This window comes from Serratia sp. TMDUHS_CL (assembly GCF_037137105.1).
Classification (GTDB): Bacteria; Pseudomonadota; Gammaproteobacteria; order Enterobacterales; family Enterobacteriaceae; genus Serratia; species Serratia nevei.
In genome coordinates, this window is the sequence record NZ_JBBBDV010000007.1 from 93,547 (window position 1) to 110,752 (window position 17,206).

Consider the following 17,206-nt stretch of genomic DNA (forward strand, 5'->3'; position numbering starts at 1 on the left):
TTTTTTCCCGAAGGGAATTGCCGTGCTAAACCGTTATCCTTTGTGGAAGTATCTGATGTTGATCGTCGTGATCCTCGTCGGTCTGCTTTATGCGCTTCCCAACATCTACGGTGAGGATCCGGCCGTACAAATCACTGGCGCGCGCGGCGTCGCCGCCAGTGAAACTACGCTGGACCAGGTCCGTACCGTATTAGAAAAAGACAACATTGCGAGCAAGTCGATTGCGCTGGAAAATGGCGCCATCCTGGCTCGCTTTAAAGATCCTGACGTTCAGCTGCGCGCCCGCGAAGCGCTGGTGACCGAGCTGGGTGACAAATTCGTCGTGGCGCTGAACCTGGCGCCGGCCACGCCGACCTGGCTGGCCATGCTGGGCGCAGAGCCGATGAAACTCGGCCTGGACCTGCGCGGCGGCGTGCACTTCCTGATGGAAGTGGACATGGACACCGCGCTGAGCAAGCTGCAGGAACAGACCATGGATACCCTGCGCAGCGAGCTGCGCGAGAAGGGCATTCCTTATGCGTCTATCCGCAAGCTGGACAACAACGGCGTGGAAGTTCGCTTCCGTGACGATGCGGCCCGCGATCAGGCCATCAGCTACATCGGCCCGCGTCAGCGCGATCTGGTGCTGTCCGCCAACGGCGCCAACACCATGAAAGCCAGCCTGACGGACGCCCGTCTGAGCGAAGCGCGCGAATACGCCGTCCAGCAGAACATCACTATCCTGCGTAACCGCGTCAACCAGCTCGGCGTCGCCGAACCGCTGGTGCAGCGCCAGGGCGCCGACCGCATCGTGGTCGAGCTGCCGGGCATTCAGGACACCGCGCGCGCCAAAGAAATTCTGGGCGCCACCGCGACCCTGGAATTCCGTCTGGTGAACACCAATGCGGACGCCACTGCGGCGGCCAACGGCCGCGTGCCGGGCGACTCCGAGGTGAAATACACCCGTGACGGCCAGCCGATCGTGCTGTACAAGCGCGTGATCCTGACCGGTGACCACATCACCGACTCTACCTCGAGCAGCGACGAATACAACCAGCCGCAGGTTAACATCTCGCTGGACAGCGCCGGCGGCACGTCCATGTCCAACTTCACCAAGGACAACATCGGCAAGCCGATGGCGACCCTGTTCGTGGAGTATAAGGACAGCGGCAAGAAAGACGCCAACGGCCGTGCGGTGCTGGTGAAACAGGAAGAAGTGATCAACGTGGCGAACATTCAGTCGCGTCTGGGCAACAGCTTCCGCATCACCGGTATTGGCAACCCGAACGAAGCGCGTCAGCTTTCGCTGCTGCTGCGTGCGGGCGCGCTGATCGCGCCGATTCAGATCGTCGAAGAGCGCACCATCGGTCCAACCCTGGGTCAGCAGAACATCACCCAAGGTCTGGAAGCCTGTCTGTGGGGCCTGGTGGCGTCCATCGTCTTCATGGTGGTCTGGTACCGTAAGTTCGGCGTGATCGCCACCACGGCGCTGGTCGCCAACCTGGTGCTGATCGTCGGCGTGATGTCCCTGTTGCCGGGGGCGACGCTGACCATGCCGGGCATTGCCGGGATCGTGTTGACGCTGGCGGTGGCGGTTGACGCCAACGTACTGATTAACGAACGTATCAAGGAAGAGCTGAAGAACGGCAGGTCCGTTCAGCAGGCGATCCATGAGGGCTATAAAGGCGCGTTCTCCAGTATCGTCGACGCCAACATCACCACGCTGATCACCGCGGTCATCCTGTACGCAGTGGGCACCGGTTCGATCAAAGGCTTTGCGATCACCACCGCTATCGGTGTGGCGACGTCCATGTTCACCGCGATTGTCGGTACCCGTGCCATCGTCAACCTGCTTTACGGCGGCAAACGCATTAACAAGCTGTCTATCTGAGGAGTGCGTTGTGGCACAGGATTATACTGTTGAGCAACTCAACTACGGCCGTAAAGTCTACGACTTTATGCGCTGGGACTACGTGGCCTTCGGCATCTCGTTGGTGCTGTTGGTCGCGTCGATCGCCACCATGTCGGTGCGCGGGTTTAACTGGGGTCTGGATTTCACCGGCGGTACGGTGATTGAAATCAACCTGGAGAAACCGGCCAATCTCGACCTGATGCGCGATACGCTGGAGAAGGCCGGGTTCCAGGATCCGATCATCCAGAACTTCGGCAGCAGCCGCGACGTGATGGTGCGTATGCCACCGGCGACCGGCACCGCAGGCCAGGAACTGGGCAACAAGGTGATCGGCGTGATCAACGACTCGGTGGACAAAAACGCCACCGTGAAGCGCATTGAGTTCGTCGGCCCGAGCGTGGGCAGCGAGCTGGCGCAAACCGGCGGCATGGCGCTGCTGGTGGCGTTGATCTGTATCCTGATCTACGTCGGTTTCCGCTTCGAATGGCGCCTGGCGCTGGGGGCGGTTATCGCGCTGGCGCACGACGTGATCATCACGCTGGGCGTGCTGTCGCTGTTCCACATCGAGATTGACCTGACCATCGTCGCGTCCCTGATGTCGGTTATCGGTTACTCGCTGAACGACAGCATCGTGGTTTCCGACCGTATTCGTGAGAACTTCCGCAAGATCCGCCGCGGCACGCCTTACGAAATCATGAACGTGTCGTTGACCCAGACGCTGAGCCGTACGCTGATGACTTCCGGGACCACCCTGATGGTGGTGCTGATGCTGTACATCTTCGGTGGCGCGATGCTGCAAGGCTTCTCGCTGGCGATGCTGATCGGCGTGTCGATCGGTACCGTTTCCTCCATCTACGTCGCGTCCGCGCTGGCGTTGAAGCTGGGGATGAAACGCGAACACATGCTGCAGCAAAAAGTGGAAAAAGAGGGCGCAGATCAGCCTTCGATTCTGCCTTAACCGCAGCAGTATTCAGCGAAATGAGAAGGAGCGCCGATGGCGCTCCTTTTTTTTGCTTAGGGTTTCAGTGCGGCTGCACCACCGCCGGTTGGGCGGTCGAAACCAGACTGTGCAGGCGGATATAGCCCAGCTGTTCCGGCGTCAGGCCGCTGAAGCGCAGTTCGAAGTCCTGGCCGGGTTTTGGCAGCAGTGAATCGGCGCTGGCGATCGGTTGCGACAGCGCCTCGGCGGTCAACGGCCGGCCGGTGGCTTCATCCAGTGGGCCCCATTCCACCACCGCGTTGAACGGCGGCAGCGTGGCCTGCGAGAGGATGCGCACATGCAGCTGCGCCTGCGTGCCGTTGGCTTCGCTCTTGATGTGGCTCAGCGAAACGCTCAGTTCGCCGAGGCTGCTCTGCAAACAGGCGGCGCTCCGGGCTGCCGGCAGCAGGTAGACGCCGTTGTCGGAGTGCTGATTGAGCTGATTCTGCCGCTCCAGCGCGGTGGTTTGATCGGTCAGCACGCTCACTTTCTGGTTCAGCGCGGCGACCTGATGGCGCAGCTGAGGCACGGCGGCGTTGTGCGCGCAGCCCGCCAGCAACACGGCGGCGGCGAGCAGGGCGATTTTGGGGTAACAGGTTGTCATGACGGCGATTTCCTATGCTGAATCTCCTGTTATCAGCTTAGTCCGCCCGGAGGGGAAAGTCATATCGGCGCCGCTTCCTGGCCGCGTGTCGCAACAAATGGCCGCCGCCCTTTGTTGTGGCTGCACTTCGGGGTAAACTGCATTTATCTATAAAAAACGTTTATCAGGACGTGTTATGCATTGCCCTTTCTGCGCCGCCGTTGATACCAAAGTCATTGATTCCCGCCTGGTGGGGGACGGTTCGCAAGTGCGCCGTCGCCGCCAGTGTCTGGTGTGCAATGAACGCTTCACCACCTTTGAGGTGGCCGAGCTGGTGATGCCGCGAGTGATTAAAAGCGATGAGGTGCGCGAGCCGTTCAACGAAGACAAACTGCGCCGCGGCATGCTGAAAGCGCTGGAAAAGCGCCCGGTCAGCTCGGACGACGTGGAAAACGCCCTTAACCATATCAAATCCCAACTGCGCGCCACCGGCGAACGCGAAGTGCCGACCAAACTGGTGGGCAATCTGGTGATGGACGCGCTGAAAAAGCTGGATAAGGTCGCCTATATTCGCTTCGCGTCGGTGTACCGCAGCTTCGAAGACGTGCGCGAGTTCGGCGAAGAGATTGCCCGCCTGCAAGACTAAAGGATCTTTCATGCATCACGACGAATTTTACATGGCGCGCGCCTTCGAACTGGCGCGGCTGGGGCGTTTTACCACCGCACCCAATCCGAACGTCGGCTGCGTTATCGTGCGCGACGGCGAAATTGTCGGTGAAGGCTATCATCTGCGCGCCGGCGAGCCGCACGCGGAAGTGCACGCGCTGCGCATGGCGGGCGACAAGGCGCGCGGCGCTACCGCCTATGTCACGCTCGAGCCGTGCAGCCATCACGGCCGCACGCCGCCCTGTGCCGATGCGCTGGTGGCCGCCGGCGTGACGCGGGTGGTCGCGGCGATGCAAGATCCTAACCCGCAGGTGGCGGGGCGCGGGCTGTACAAGCTGCAGCAGGCCGGCCTCGAGGTGCGGCACGGCCTGATGCTGGCCGAGGCCGAAGCGGTCAATCTGGGCTTCCTCAAGCGCATGCGCACCGGCTTCCCTTACGTGCAGCTGAAGCTGGGCGCGTCGCTGGACGGCCGCACGGCGATGGCCTCCGGCGAGAGCCAGTGGATCACCTCACCCGAAGCGCGTCAGGACGTGCAGCGCCTGCGCGCGCAGAGCGCCGCCATTCTCAGCACCAGCGCCACCGTGCTGGCGGACGATCCGTCGCTGACGGTGCGTTGGGATGAATTGGACGCCGAGACGCAGCGCCTCTATCCGCGCGACAATCTACGCCAGCCGCTGCGCATCCTGCTCGACAGCCAAAACCGCATTACCCCGCAGCACCGCGTGGTGCAGCAGCCGGGCGCCACCTGGCTGGCGCGCCTGCAGGCGGATGAACAGACCTGGCCGCAAGACGTTGAGCAGTTTATCTGCCCGGCGCACGGCGGCGGCGTCGATCTGGTGGTGATGATGATGCTGTTGGCCAAGCGCCAGGTGAATTCAATCTGGGTGGAGGCGGGCGCATCGCTGGCCGGCGCGCTGCTGCAGGCCGGCCTGGTGGATGAGCTCATTTTGTACATCGCGCCGAAACTGTTGGGCGATAATGGCCGTGGCCTGTGCCACCTGCCGGGCCTGGAGCGATTGGCTGACGCGCCGGAATTCGTCTTTAGCGACGTGCGTCAGGTCGGCCCCGATCTGCGTTTGCGCCTGCGGGCGAAACACTGAATCTCGCGCCCGCGCGCCGGTTTTACAAAAGCGCCGCGCAGGCGATGAAAGAATATGATAGAATCCGCCCCCCTGCGGGGTATTGAACCCATTTTTAAGGAAAGCCCATGAAAGTTATCGAAGGTGTTGTTGCTACTCCAAATGCCCGTGTGGCGATCGCAATTGCACGTTTTAACAATTTCATCAACGACAGCCTGCTGGAAGGCGCCATCGACGCGCTGAAACGCATTGGTCAGGTTGCTGACGACAACATCACCGTTGTCTGGGTCCCGGGCGCTTACGAGCTGCCGCTGACGGCGAGCGTATTGGCCAAAACCGGCAAATACGACGCGGTTATCGCGCTGGGCACCGTTATCCGTGGGGGCACCGCGCACTTCGAATATGTGGCGGGCGAAGCCAGCTCCGGCATCGGCAACGTTGCGATGAATGCCGAAATCCCGGTTGCTTTTGGCGTGCTGACCACCGAAAGCATCGAGCAGGCGATCGAACGCGCCGGCACCAAAGCGGGCAACAAGGGCGCTGAAGCCGCGCTGACCGCACTTGAAATGATTAATGTTATCAAAGCTATTAAAGCCTGAATTTAGTTAAGGGGAATTCCGTGAAACCTGCTGCTCGTCGCCGCGCTCGTGAGTGCGCTGTTCAAGCGCTTTACTCTTGGCAGTTGTCTAAAAACGACCTTGCCGATGTTGAACACCAGTTCCTGACGGAGCAGGATGTCAAAGATGTTGACGTCGCCTATTTTCGCGAGTTGCTGTCCGGCGCGGCAGTGAATGCAGGTATGCTGGACGAACTGATGGCGCCTTACCTGTCGCGTCAGCTCGAAGAGCTGGGCCAGGTGGAGCGCGCGGTGCTGCGCGTCGCGCTGTTTGAACTGAAAATGCGCGAGGATGTCCCTTACAAGGTGGCAATCAACGAAGCGATCGAACTGGCGAAAACCTTCGGCGCGGAAGACAGCCACAAGTTTGTGAACGGGGTGCTGGATAAAGTGGCGCCAACCCTTCGCAAGAAAAAGTAAAACTTTAAGGCCGGCATTCCCGGCCTTAATTTCTTCTAGTGGAATATCGATATGGCATGCGGCGAATTTGACCTCATTGCCCGCTATTTTGACCGGTTTAAGCGCGTGCGCCGGGATGTACAGTTGGGCATTGGAGATGACTGCGCACTGCTGGCAGTGCCGGAAAAACAGCTGGTGGCCGTCAGTACCGATACGTTGGTCGCGGGCATTCACTTCCTGCCGGACATCGATCCGGCCGATCTCGGCTATAAGGCGCTGGCGGTCAATCTGAGCGATCTGGCGGCGATGGGCGCCGATCCGGCCTGGCTTTCGCTGGCGCTGACCCTGCCGGAGGTGGACGAGCCCTGGCTGAAGGCCTTCAGCGACAGCCTGTTCGATCAGCTCAACTATTATGGCATGCAACTGATCGGCGGCGATACCACGCGCGGGCCGCTGAGCATGACGTTGACCATTCAGGGGTTGATCCCGGCCGGCCGGGCGCTGACCCGCAGCGGTGCGCGCATCGGCGACTGGATCTATGTGACCGGCACGCTGGGCGACAGCGCCGCCGGTCTGGCGATCCTGCAGGATCGCCTGGCGGTGAAGGATGCGGCGGCGCGCGATTATCTGGTCGCCCGCCATCTGCGGCCGCAGCCGCGGGTGCTGCAGGGGCAGGCGCTGCGGGATCTGGCCAGCTCGGCGATCGACATCTCCGACGGCCTGATTTCCGATCTGAAGCATATCCTGAAGGCCAGCGACTGTGGCGCGCGCATCGTGCTGGACGAGCTGCCGATGTCGCAGGCGCTGAGCAGCCACGCCGATGCCGAGCAGGCGCTGCGCTGGGCGCTGGCGGGCGGCGAAGATTATGAGCTGTGCTTCACCGTGCCGGAGATCAACCGCGGCGCGCTGGAAGTGGCGCTGAGCCACCTCGGGGCCGACTACACCTGCATCGGCCAAATTGGCCCGCTGTCTGAAGGCATCCGCTATTATCGCAACGACGAAGCGGTAGAGCTGGATTGGATTGGGTTCGATCATTTCAACGCGGAGCCGGGCACCCATGGATGAGGCCAAGCGTCGGCTGCGGATGAGCAATCCGTGGCACCTGCTGGCCACCGGGTTTGGCAGCGGTTTGTCGCCGGTGATGCCGGGCACCATGGGATCGCTGGCGGCGATCCCGTTCTGGCTGCTGCTGATCCAGCTACCGTGGCAGCTTTACTCGCTGGCGGTGATGTTCAGCATCTGCATCGGCGTCTATATTTGCCACCGCACGGCAAAAGACATGAAGGTGCACGATCACGGCAGCATCGTCTGGGACGAGTTCGTCGGCATGTGGATCACGCTGATGGCGCTGCCGGTCAACGACTGGCGCTGGGTTGTCGCCGGTTTCGTCATCTTCCGCATTCTGGATATGTGGAAACCGTGGCCGATCCGCTGGTTCGACCGCAACGTGCATGGCGGCATGGGCATCATGGTCGACGATATCATCGCCGGCGTGCTGTCCGCCGGCATCATCTACCTGATTGGGCACCACTGGCCGATCGGGCTGTTCTGACAGACGGGCGCGCTGTTTCGCGCCCGCTTCTCTTTATTCAAATCCCGTCACCCGATGCGGCACGTAAGCCGTCTCCAGTTCCGCCACCTCTTGCGGCGACAAACTCAAATCGACCGCGGCGATGGCGTCGTCCAGCTGTTCGCTGCGCGAAGCGCCGACGATCGGCGCGCTGACCGCCGGTTTGTTCAGCAGCCAGGCCAGTGCGATCTGCGCGCGTGAAACGCCGCGTTCCTCGGCGAGGCTGGCGACCCGCTCGGCGATAATGGCGTCGATGCCTTCAGTGTCTTCGTACAGGCTCTTGCCGAACTGGTCGGAAACCAGCCGCGCGGTGGTTTCGCCCCAGGGGCGGGTCAGGCGGCCGCGCGCCAGCGGGCTCCACGGCAGCACGGCGATGCCTTCGGCGGCGCACAGCGGATGCATTTCGCGCTCTTCTTCGCGCTGAATCAGGTTGTATTGATCCTGCATGCTGACGAAGCGCGTCCAGCCGTGCAGATCGGCGGTATACAGCGCCTTGGCGAACTGCCAGGCGTACATCGAGGAGGCGCCGATGTAACGCGCCTTACCGGCTTTCACCACGTCGTGCAGCGCTTCCAGCGTCTCTTCCAGCGGCGTTTCGTAATCCCAGCGATGGATTTGCAGCAAATCGACATAGTCGGTGCCCAGGCGCCGCAGGCTGTCGTCGATGGACTGCATGATGTTGACGCGCGATAAACCGCGCTTCAGGTTGCTCAGCGGGAAATACACCTTGGTGGCGATCACCACGTCTTCGCGGCGCGCATAGTCGCGCAGCGCCCGGCCGAGGATTTCCTCGCTGCTGCCGTCGGAATAGCTGTTGGCGGTGTCGAAAAAGTTGATGCCGGCTTCCAGCGCCTGTTTCAGCAGCGGACGGCTGCTCTCTTCCGGCAGCGTCCAGGCGTGATTGCCGCGGTTTGGTTCGCCGTAGGTCATGCAACCCAGGCAGATGCGCGAGACGTTCAGATCGGTGTTGCCCAGTTTCAGGTACTTCATGCTTGCCTCCCATTCACAGCTCAGACAGTAACTGTAGCGCGGATCCCGGAGGGCGGAAATGAAAACGCCCCCGAAGGCGGAGGCGTTTTGTCAGGCGCGAGTGGCGATTACTGTGCCAGCCAGGTTTCGATTTGCCGCTGAATGCCGGCGGCATCCAACCCCAGATCGGCGCGCAGTTCTTCCTGGGTGCCCTGCGAGACGAAGCTGTCCGGCAGGCCGAGGTTCAGCACCGGCACCGGACGGCGTTTGGCCATTAGCAGTTCGTTAACGCCGCTGCCGGCGCCGCCCATGATCGCGTTCTCTTCCAGCGTGACCAGCGTTTCATGGCTGGCGGCCAGTTCGAGCACCAGCTGCTCGTCCAGCGGTTTGACGAAGCGCATGTCGACCAGCGTGGCGTTGAGCGCTTCCGCCGCTTGCGCGGCCTCCGGCAGCAGGGTGCCGAAGTTGAGAATGGCGATCTTCTCCCCCTGGCGGCGTACCACGCCTTTGCCGATCGGCAGCAGGCTGAGCGGCTCCAGCGCCGCGCCGGTGCCGGTGCCGCGCGGATAGCGCACGGCGCTCGGGCCGGCATTGTAGTGATAGCCGGTATACAGCATCTGGCGGCATTCGTTCTCGTCGCTCGGCGTCATGATCACCATGGTCGGGATGCAGCGCATGAACGACAGATCGAACGCCCCCTGGTGAGTCTGGCCGTCGGCGCCGACGATGCCGCCGCGATCGATGGCGAACATCACCGGCAGGTTCTGGATTGCCACGTCATGGATCAGCTGGTCGTAGGCGCGCTGCAGGAAGGTGGAATAGATCGCCACCACCGGCTTGTAGCCGCCGATCGCCAGCCCGGCGGCGAAGGTGACCGCGTGCTGCTCGGCGATCGCCACGTCGAAATATTGCTGCGGGTAGTCGCGGGAGAACTGCACCATGCCGGAACCTTCGCGCATGGCCGGCGTGATTGCCATCAGCGAGCTGTCTTTGGCGGCGGTTTCACACAGCCAGTCGCCGAAGATTTTCGAATAGGTCGGCAGACCGCCGGCGCTTTTCGGCAGCGTACCGCTGGCAGGATCGAACTTCGGTACGGCGTGGAAGCTGATCGGATCCTTCTCCGCCGGTGCGTAACCGCGGCCTTTCTTGGTCATGATGTGCAACAGCTGCGGGCCTTTCAGATCGCGCATGTTTTTCAACGTGGCAACCAGCCCCTGCACGTCGTGCCCGTCTACCGGGCCGATGTAGTTGAAACCCAGCTCTTCGAACAGCGTGCCCGGCACCACCATGCCTTTCAGGTGCTCTTCGGTGCGTTTCACCAGCTCCTTGATCGGCGGCACGCCGGCCAGCACTTTCTTGCCGCCTTCGCGCAGGGTGGAGTAAAGCTTGCCGGACAGCAGCTGCGCCAGGTGATTGTTCAGCGCGCCGACGTTTTCCGAGATCGACATCTCATTGTCGTTCAGCACTACCAGCATGTCCGGGTTGATGTCGCCGGCGTGGTTCATCGCTTCGAACGCCATGCCGGCGGTGATGGCGCCGTCGCCGATCACGCACACCGTGCGGCGGCCTTTGCCTTCACGCTCCGCCGCCACCGCCATGCCTAGGCCGGCGCTGATCGAGGTCGACGAGTGGCCGACCGACAGCACGTCGTATTCGCTTTCGGCGCGCCACGGGAACGGATGCAGGCCGTTTTTTTGCCGAATGGTGGCGATACGGTCGCGGCGGCCGGTCAGAATTTTGTGCGGGTAGGCCTGGTGGCCGACGTCCCACACCAGGTGATCGAACGGCGTGTTGTAGACGAAATGCAACGCCACCGTCAGTTCGACGGTACCCAGCCCGGAGGCAAAGTGGCCGCTGGAGCGACTGACGCTGTTCAGCAGGTATTGCCGCAGCTCATCGCACAGCTTCGGCAAGCTCTCTTTGGGCAGTGAGCGGAGTTCCTCGGGGTTTTCCGCTAGCGCCAGGGTTGGGTATTTGGCTATATCAAGACTCATTCGATACTCATATCAGAGGAGTTAACGTCATACGTTAATTGTCGCGTTCAATAATGAAGCTGGCTAACGCTCGCAATGGCGCTGTGTTATAAGATTGCGCTGCCAAAGTGTCCAATGCAGCTAATGCTTCCTGATAGAGATCCCACGCTTTTGCTTTCGCGCTGTCAAGCCCGAGTAACGCCGGGTAGGTACTCTTTCCGTGTTGTTGGTCCGCTCCCTGGCGCTTGCCGATTTTTTCAGTCTCGCCGACAACGTCCAAAATGTCATCCTGTACCTGGAACGCCAGGCCAACCGCAGCGGCGTAACGATCCAGCTGCGGCAGCGCCGCGCGCCCGGCTTCGCCGGCGCTCAGCGCGCCCAGGCGCACCGCCGCGCGGATCAGCGCGCCGGTTTTATGGCGGTGGATCTGCTCCAGCGCCTGCAGATCAACGCGCTTGCCTTCGGCTTCCAGATCCAGCGATTGGCCGCCGCACATGCCGGCTACGCCGCTGGCGGTCGCCAGTTCAGAGACCATCGCCAGCCGATCGCGCAGGGCCACGTCAGGCATTTCGGCATCGGCCAGGATCGAAAACGCCAGCGTTTGCAGCGCATCGCCGGCCAGTATCGCGTTGGCTTCGCCGAATTTAATGTGGCAGGTCGGCTGGCCGCGGCGCAGATCGTCGTCGTCCATCGCCGGCAGATCGTCGTGGATCAGCGAGTAGGCGTGAATGCATTCCACCGCCGCCGCCGGCGCGTCCAGGTTAGCCAGCGACACGCCGAACATCTGGCCGGTGGTGTACACCAGGAACGGGCGCAGGCGCTTGCCGCCCAGTAAGGCGCCGTGACGCATCGCCGCCACCATGTTGCCGTCGTTGAACGGCAGCGGGGCGATGAAGTCCAGCAGCGCGCGATCGGCGCGCTGGCGGAAAATCTGCAGTTGATCGGCAAAAGCGGCCGATGGGGCGATCTCAGACATGTCGGTTACTCGGCATCCGGTGTGAAAGGCGCCAGCGCCGCATCGTCAGCGCTGTCGTTAAGAAGTATCTGCACACGCTGTTCCGCCTGTTGCAGTTTCTGCTGGCCCTGACGCGCCAGCTGTACGCCGCGTTCGAACTCGTTCAGCGCGTCTTCCAGCGGCAGTTCGCCTGATTCCAGACGCGTCACGATGCTTTCCAGCTCGCCGAGGGCGCTTTCAAAGCTGGCAGTTTGCTCTGTACTGGCTGATTGTGCTGGTTTTTTCGGCATAATTTTCTTTTTACGTCATCATGTGAACCGTGGCGCCAGAGCCTATCCTAGCGGATCTTGATTAGCAAATCATGGCGCTCATGTGTGGTTTTGTGCGCAGAGCACGGCGATATGGTGATATACTCCGCGCCGTAATTCTTATCTGACAACAAAGACCGCCATGAAGTTTATCATTAAATTGTTCCCGGAAATCACCATCAAGAGCCAATCTGTGCGCTTGCGCTTTATCAAGATTCTCTCGACCAATATTCGCAACGTCCTGAAGCAGTATGATGAAACGCTGGCGGTCGTCCGTCACTGGGATCATATCGAAGTTCGCGCCAAAGATGAAAACCAGCGGCCGATCATTGCCGACGCCCTGACGCGTATTCCCGGTATCCACCATATTCTGGAAGTGGAAGATCGCGCTTATACCGATATCCACCACATCTTTGAGCAGACGCTGGAAGCCTACCGCGCCCAGCTGGAAGGCAAAACCTTCTGCGTGCGCGTCAAGCGCCGCGGCAAGCAGGCGTTCAACTCGCAGGACGTGGAGCGCTACGTCGGCGGCGGCCTGAACCAACACATCGAAAGCGCGCGCGTTAACCTGACCCGCCCGCAGGTCACGGTAAACCTGGAGATCGAAGACGACAAGCTGATGCTGGTCAAACGCCGCCTCGAAGGCATCGGCGGTTACCCGGTCGGCACTCAGGAAGACGTAATGTCGCTGATTTCCGGCGGTTTCGACTCGGGCGTGTCCAGCTACATGCTGATGCGCCGCGGCTGCCGCGTGCACTTCTGCTTCTTCAACCTGGGCGGCGCCGCGCACGAGATCGGCGTGAAGCAGGTGGCGCACTACCTGTGGAATCGCTTCGCCAGCTCGCATAAGGTGCGCTTCGTCGCCATCGACTTCGAGCCGGTGGTGGGTGAGATCCTGGAGAAGGTCGACGACGGCCAGATGGGCGTGGTGCTCAAGCGCATGATGGTGCGAGCCGCTTCGCAAGTGGCCGAACGCTACGGCGTGCAGGCGCTGGTGACCGGCGAGGCGCTGGGGCAGGTCTCCAGCCAGACGCTGACCAACCTGCGTTTGATCGACAATGCGTCCGATACCCTGATCCTGCGTCCGCTGATCTCGCACGATAAAGAGCACATCATCAAACTGGCGCGCGAAATCGGCACCGAAGACTTCGCCAAAACCATGCCGGAATACTGCGGTGTGATTTCGAAGAGCCCGACGGTGAAAGCGATCAAGGCCAAGATCGAAGAGGAAGAGAGCCACTTCGATTTCAGCATTCTCGACCGGGTGGTGAGCGAAGCGAAGAACGTCGATATTCGCTCTATCGCCGAGCAGGCACAGGAGCAGGTGACCGAGGTGGAAACCGTCGCGGCCTTCGGCGCCGACGAGGTGATCCTGGATATCCGCTCCAACGACGAGCAGGAAGAGAAGCCGCTGCAGCTGGAACAGGTTGAAGTGAAAGCGCTACCGTTCTACAAGCTGAGCACCCAGTTCGGCGATCTGGATCAGAGCAAAACCTATCTGCTGTATTGCGAGCGCGGCGTGATGAGCCGCCTGCAGGCGCTGTACCTGCTGGAGCAAGGCTTCAGCAACGTGAAGGTTTATCGCCCGTAACGCACGGAGCGGCATAAACGACAAGGGCTGAACCGGTGTTCAGCCCTTTTTTTATCGGCAAGCCGCTCAGTCGCGAAAATCGTACATCCCCGGGATCAGCACCAGCTGCGCGGCGATCTCCGCCGCTTTGGCCTTGCCGAGCAGCAGGTCTATCAGCTTCAGCGCGAACTCCATCGCGGTGCCCGGCCCCTGGCTGGTGAGCAGGTTGACGCGGGCGTCGTACACCACGCGGCGCTCCATCCATTTATCCGCCGGGATCTGGTCTTTCAGGCCAGGGAAGCCGGTCATGTTGCCGACCGGGAACAGATCGTGGTGCTGCAGCACCAGCGCCGGTGCCGCGCAGATGGCGGCGACGATGTTGCCCTGCAGATGCATCTGCCGCACCTTTTCTACCAGCAGCGGGCTGTCGCGGAAGCATTCTGCGCCTTTCAGGCCGCCGGGCAGCACGATGGCGTCGAACGGCTCATCGACGATCGCCACCAGCGGCGCGTCGGCCAGCAGTTTGACGCCGCGCGAACAGACGATAGTCAGCTCGCCGTCGCCGGCAACGCTGGCGGTAGTGACTTTTACGCCCGCCCGCACCAGCAGATCGATGGCAGTGACGGCTTCGGTTTCTTCGCTACCAGGTGCCAGGCAGACCAGCGCCGATACGCTCATATTCATTTTCCTTTCGTTTAATCAGTTCAAACAGCCGCGCATTCTCCGGCAGCGTGAGGCCGTGGCTGCGCGCGCGGCGCAGCAGATAGCCGGTGATGTAGTCGATCTCGGTGTGCCGCTGGTTGCGGATGTCCTGCAGCATCGACGAAACGTTGTCGGCGGTGCTGTGGATCACGTCCATCACGTATTGCATCAGGCCTTCGCAGGAGGTGTGGTAGCCCTCCATCGCCATCACGCTGGCGACTTCACGGCACAGCGTTTCGATCTGTTCCGGGTAACGCTGCAGATCGCCGTTACGGCAGCCGTACAGCGCCGTCAGCGGGTTGATCACGCAGTTGACCGCCAGCTTGCGCCAGTTGGCCGAGGCGATGTTGTTGTGCCAGGCAACGTCGGGCAGCGCCTGATGCAGCACTTCCGCCAGGTGGCTGAGGTGCTGGGCGGCCGGCGAGGTCGGGCCGATGTGGGTGATGCCGGTGGCGACGTGGATAATGGTGCTGCCTTCGTGGCGCGCGGCGTGGGTGGTGGTGCCCTGCAGGATCGGCTGGCCGTTCGGCGGCAGCTCCTCTTGGGTGCCCATGCCGTTGTGCAGCAGCAAAATGGCGCACTGGGGGTTCAGCTTCGGCAGCAGCGCGCTGACCGCGCTGGACACCTGCCAGGCTTTCAGCGTCACCAGCAGCAGCTCGCTTTGCGCAAGGTGCTGCGGATCGTTAGTGGGCAAGTTGCGATTAAACGAGACGCCTTCCGGCTCTATCACGTTCACCGCGCAAAAAGGCTGCGGCACTCTTAGCCATCCCTGTACATCGTGGCCCTGCTGATACAGCCGGGAGAGCCACAGTTGTCCGAGCGCGCCGCAACCAAGAATGGTTATTTTCATTCAGTCTCCTTGGAAACACGGGAATACCGCTCAATTACCGTGAATTAACTATAGGCTTTATGGCAGCCCGAAGCGCTATCCCTGCGTGCGTTCAGCAGATTTTGTCTGAGGCGGCAAAGCGGTTATCATGCTCGGCATCAAAATCGCCTAAGCTATTAGGCACTCATTCAGGAGGAAGAAGTATGCCATCTTTCGACATCGTTTCCGAAATTGATATGCAGGAAGTGCGTAACGCCGTTGAGAACGCCACCCGCGATCTCGGCACCCGCTGGGATTTTCGCAACGTGCCGGCCAGCTTTGAGCTAAACGAGAAAGACCAAAGCATCAAGGTTGCCACCGAGTCTGATTTCCAGGTGCAGCAGCTGCTCGATATTCTGCGCGAAAAGCTGAGCAAGCGCAGCATCGACGGCGCCGCGCTGGAGATCCCGGAAGAGTTTACCCACAGCGGTAAAACCTACAGCGTGGAAGCCAAGCTGAAGCAGGGGATTGAAACCTCTGTGGCGAAGAAAATCGTCAAGCTGATCAAAGACAGCAAGCTGAAAGTGCAGGCGCAGATCCAGGGCGAAGAAGTGCGGGTGACCGGCAAGTCACGCGACGATTTGCAGAGCGTGATGGCGCTGGTGCGCGGCGGCGATCTGGGGCAGCCGTTCCAGTTCAAGAACTTCCGCGATTAATCTCTACGGGGCCGGCATTGCCGGCCCCGTTTATTTACAGCGAATTGACCAGCGCTTCCAGCTGACCGCGATTGGTCTGCTTGGTATCCACCTTGACGTAGGCGCTGCGCTCTTCCGGCACCACGATCGCCTCGGCCACGCCGGGCTGCGCCTTCAGGCGGCTTTCCAGCGCCGAATCCTTCACCGCCAGTTCCGACAGTGTAATGCGCAGGCTGCTGACATACGGCGGCTCTTTCATGGTGCTGCTGACCAGGAACCAGACTGCGGCCAGCACGGCGCCGGCGATAAACACCAAGCCCGCCCCCTGCAAACCGTAAAGCCAGCCGCCGAGGCTGCCGCCGATCGCCACGCCGATAAACTGGCTGGTGGAGTAGACCCCCATCGCGGTGCCCTTGTAGCCGGCAGGCGATTCTTTGCTGATCAGCGAAGGCAGAATGGCTTCCATCACGTTGAAGGCCATGAAGAACAGCTGCACGCCGGCGATAATGCCCCACAGATGTGCGCCGGAGAGCCACAGCAGCACTTCGGCGCAGAACAGCACCGCCACGCAGCCCATAAAGACCTGCTTCATGCGGCGATATTTTTCGGCATAGATGATGAAAGGCACCACGGCGGCGAACGACACCAGCATGGTGACCAGGTAGACGATCCAGTGCTCGCTGGCCGCCAGCCCGGCTTTTTCCATCGCCAGCGGCAGCGCCACGAAGCTCGACATCAGCAGGATATGCAGGCACATGATGCCGAAGTTGAGCTTCAGCAGGCGCGAGTTGCTCAGCACTTTGCGGAAGCTGCCGCGCACGATGCTGGACTCGCGGTTCAGCAGGTGAGTGTCGGCGGAAGGCACTACCGCCAGGGTGATGACAATGCCGGCCAGCGCCAGTACGGCGATCATCCAGAACAGCGCATGCAGGCCGAAGGCGTGGGTGATGATAGGGCCCAATACCATGGCGATGGCAAAGGTGATGCCGAAGCTGACGCCGATAAACGCCATCGCCTTGGTGCGGTTCTGCTCGCGGGTCAGATCGGAGAGCAGCGCCATGACCGCGGCGGCGATCGCGCCGGAGCCTTGCAGCGCGCGGCCGAGGATCACGCCCCAGATCGAATCGGTCGCGGCGGCGATCACGCTGCCGAGGGCAAAGATCAGCAGGCCGCCGACGATCAGCGGCTTGCGGCCGATGCGATCGGACACCAGGCCGAACGGGATTTGAAACACCGCCTGCGCCAGGCCGTAGATGCCGATGGCGATGCCGATCAGCGCTTCGCTGGCGCCGTTGAGCGCCATGCCGTAGGTGGTCAGCACCGGCAGTACCATAAACATGCCGAGCATGCGCAGGGAGAATACGGTGCCCAATCCCCAGGTGGCGCGGCGCTCCTGCGGGGTCATTGAATTATCGTTCACATCAAACCTCGGTAAAAACCATG

18 protein-coding genes are annotated in these 17,206 nt (G+C 61.4%); 10 read left to right on the forward strand and 8 right to left on the reverse strand.

What is annotated here, in order from left to right; genetic code table 11:
* Positions 1 to 22 precede the first annotated feature (22 nt).
* Both secD and secF read left to right on the forward strand, forming a co-directional pair.
* Positions 23 to 1,870, forward strand: coding sequence for a protein translocase subunit SecD (gene secD / locus WCL58_RS14670; RefSeq protein WP_180548168.1), 1,848 nt, complete (start codon positions 23 to 25; stop codon positions 1,868 to 1,870).
* A 10-nt stretch (positions 1,871 to 1,880) separates the two neighbouring features.
* Entirely contained in the window at positions 1,881 to 2,849 is a 969-nt protein-coding gene (secF, locus tag WCL58_RS14675) for a protein translocase subunit SecF (protein ID WP_019454209.1), read from the forward strand.
* 64 nt (positions 2,850 to 2,913) lie between these two features.
* Here the strand turns inward: secF and WCL58_RS14680 are convergent, their stop codons facing one another.
* Positions 2,914 to 3,474, reverse strand: a complete 561-nt coding sequence (locus WCL58_RS14680; RefSeq protein WP_336851324.1) for a DUF3251 domain-containing protein — start codon at positions 3,472 to 3,474, stop codon at positions 2,914 to 2,916.
* 175 nt (positions 3,475 to 3,649) lie between these two features.
* Here WCL58_RS14680 and nrdR point away from each other — a divergent pair, with 175 nt between their 5' ends.
* The 6 genes from nrdR (at position 3,650) to pgpA (ending at position 7,765) form a co-directional block, all read left to right on the forward strand.
* Positions 3,650 to 4,099, forward strand: coding sequence for a transcriptional regulator NrdR (gene nrdR, locus WCL58_RS14685; protein WP_004940387.1), 450 nt, complete (start codon positions 3,650 to 3,652; stop codon positions 4,097 to 4,099).
* Between the two features lie 10 nt (positions 4,100 to 4,109).
* Positions 4,110 to 5,219: a bifunctional diaminohydroxyphosphoribosylaminopyrimidine deaminase/5-amino-6-(5-phosphoribosylamino)uracil reductase RibD gene (gene ribD / locus WCL58_RS14690; protein WP_070915534.1), complete on the forward strand. Its 1,110-nt coding sequence runs from the start codon at positions 4,110 to 4,112 to the stop codon at positions 5,217 to 5,219.
* 107 nt (positions 5,220 to 5,326) lie between these two features.
* On the forward strand, positions 5,327 to 5,797 hold the full coding sequence (gene ribH, locus WCL58_RS14695; protein WP_004940385.1) for a 6,7-dimethyl-8-ribityllumazine synthase: 471 nt from the start codon (positions 5,327 to 5,329) through the stop codon (positions 5,795 to 5,797).
* 20 nt (positions 5,798 to 5,817) lie between these two features.
* A complete protein-coding gene (nusB, locus tag WCL58_RS14700; protein ID WP_004940384.1) occupies positions 5,818 to 6,234 on the forward strand; it encodes a transcription antitermination factor NusB in 417 nt (138 codons plus the stop codon).
* Positions 6,235 to 6,285: 51 nt separating this feature from the next.
* Positions 6,286 to 7,278, forward strand: coding sequence for a thiamine-phosphate kinase (thiL, locus tag WCL58_RS14705; RefSeq protein WP_070915536.1), 993 nt, complete (start codon positions 6,286 to 6,288; stop codon positions 7,276 to 7,278).
* Positions 7,271 to 7,765, forward strand: a complete 495-nt coding sequence (gene pgpA / locus WCL58_RS14710; protein ID WP_100396224.1) for a phosphatidylglycerophosphatase A — start codon at positions 7,271 to 7,273, stop codon at positions 7,763 to 7,765. Before thiL ends, pgpA begins: the two co-directional genes overlap by 8 nt.
* Positions 7,766 to 7,798: 33 nt before the next feature.
* On the opposite strand, the gene WCL58_RS14715 is transcribed toward pgpA, so the two are convergent.
* The 4 genes from WCL58_RS14715 to xseB all read right to left on the reverse strand — a co-directional run bounded on the left by WCL58_RS14715 (position 7,799) and on the right by xseB (position 11,970).
* Positions 7,799 to 8,773 (reverse strand): aldo/keto reductase, encoded by a 975-nt coding sequence (locus tag WCL58_RS14715; protein ID WP_336851325.1) that lies wholly within the window; start codon positions 8,771 to 8,773, stop codon positions 7,799 to 7,801.
* A gap of 107 nt (positions 8,774 to 8,880) precedes the next feature.
* Positions 8,881 to 10,746, reverse strand: coding sequence for a 1-deoxy-D-xylulose-5-phosphate synthase (gene dxs, locus WCL58_RS14720; RefSeq protein WP_055316790.1), 1,866 nt, complete (start codon positions 10,744 to 10,746; stop codon positions 8,881 to 8,883).
* A 34-nt stretch (positions 10,747 to 10,780) separates the two neighbouring features.
* Entirely contained in the window at positions 10,781 to 11,701 is a 921-nt protein-coding gene (gene ispA / locus WCL58_RS14725) for a (2E,6E)-farnesyl diphosphate synthase (RefSeq protein ID WP_047728733.1), read from the reverse strand.
* A gap of 5 nt (positions 11,702 to 11,706) precedes the next feature.
* Positions 11,707 to 11,970: an exodeoxyribonuclease VII small subunit gene (xseB, locus tag WCL58_RS14730; protein WP_015376838.1), complete on the reverse strand. Its 264-nt coding sequence runs from the start codon at positions 11,968 to 11,970 to the stop codon at positions 11,707 to 11,709.
* Positions 11,971 to 12,130: 160 nt separating this feature from the next.
* Between xseB and thiI the strand changes: the two genes are divergently transcribed.
* Positions 12,131 to 13,579, forward strand: coding sequence for a tRNA uracil 4-sulfurtransferase ThiI (gene thiI / locus WCL58_RS14735; protein WP_047728729.1), 1,449 nt, complete (start codon positions 12,131 to 12,133; stop codon positions 13,577 to 13,579).
* Between the two features lie 66 nt (positions 13,580 to 13,645).
* On the opposite strand, the gene yajL is transcribed toward thiI, so the two are convergent.
* Complete coding sequence (gene yajL / locus WCL58_RS14740; protein ID WP_063918839.1) at positions 13,646 to 14,236, reverse strand: protein deglycase YajL; 591 nt, start codon at positions 14,234 to 14,236, stop codon at positions 13,646 to 13,648.
* A complete protein-coding gene (panE, locus tag WCL58_RS14745; protein ID WP_147839390.1) occupies positions 14,199 to 15,110 on the reverse strand; it encodes a 2-dehydropantoate 2-reductase in 912 nt (303 codons plus the stop codon). Before panE ends, yajL begins: the two co-directional genes overlap by 38 nt.
* 182 nt (positions 15,111 to 15,292) lie before the next feature.
* Between panE and WCL58_RS14750 the strand changes: the two genes are divergently transcribed.
* The gene (locus WCL58_RS14750) at positions 15,293 to 15,784 is read left to right on the forward strand and encodes a YajQ family cyclic di-GMP-binding protein (RefSeq protein WP_025301759.1); all 492 of its coding nucleotides are present in this window, start codon (positions 15,293 to 15,295) and stop codon (positions 15,782 to 15,784) included.
* Positions 15,785 to 15,818: 34 nt separating this feature from the next.
* Here the strand turns inward: WCL58_RS14750 and WCL58_RS14755 are convergent, their stop codons facing one another.
* Positions 15,819 to 17,183, reverse strand: a complete 1,365-nt coding sequence (locus tag WCL58_RS14755; protein WP_048232836.1) for an MFS transporter — start codon at positions 17,181 to 17,183, stop codon at positions 15,819 to 15,821.
* Between the last annotated feature and the right edge of the window lie 23 nt (positions 17,184 to 17,206).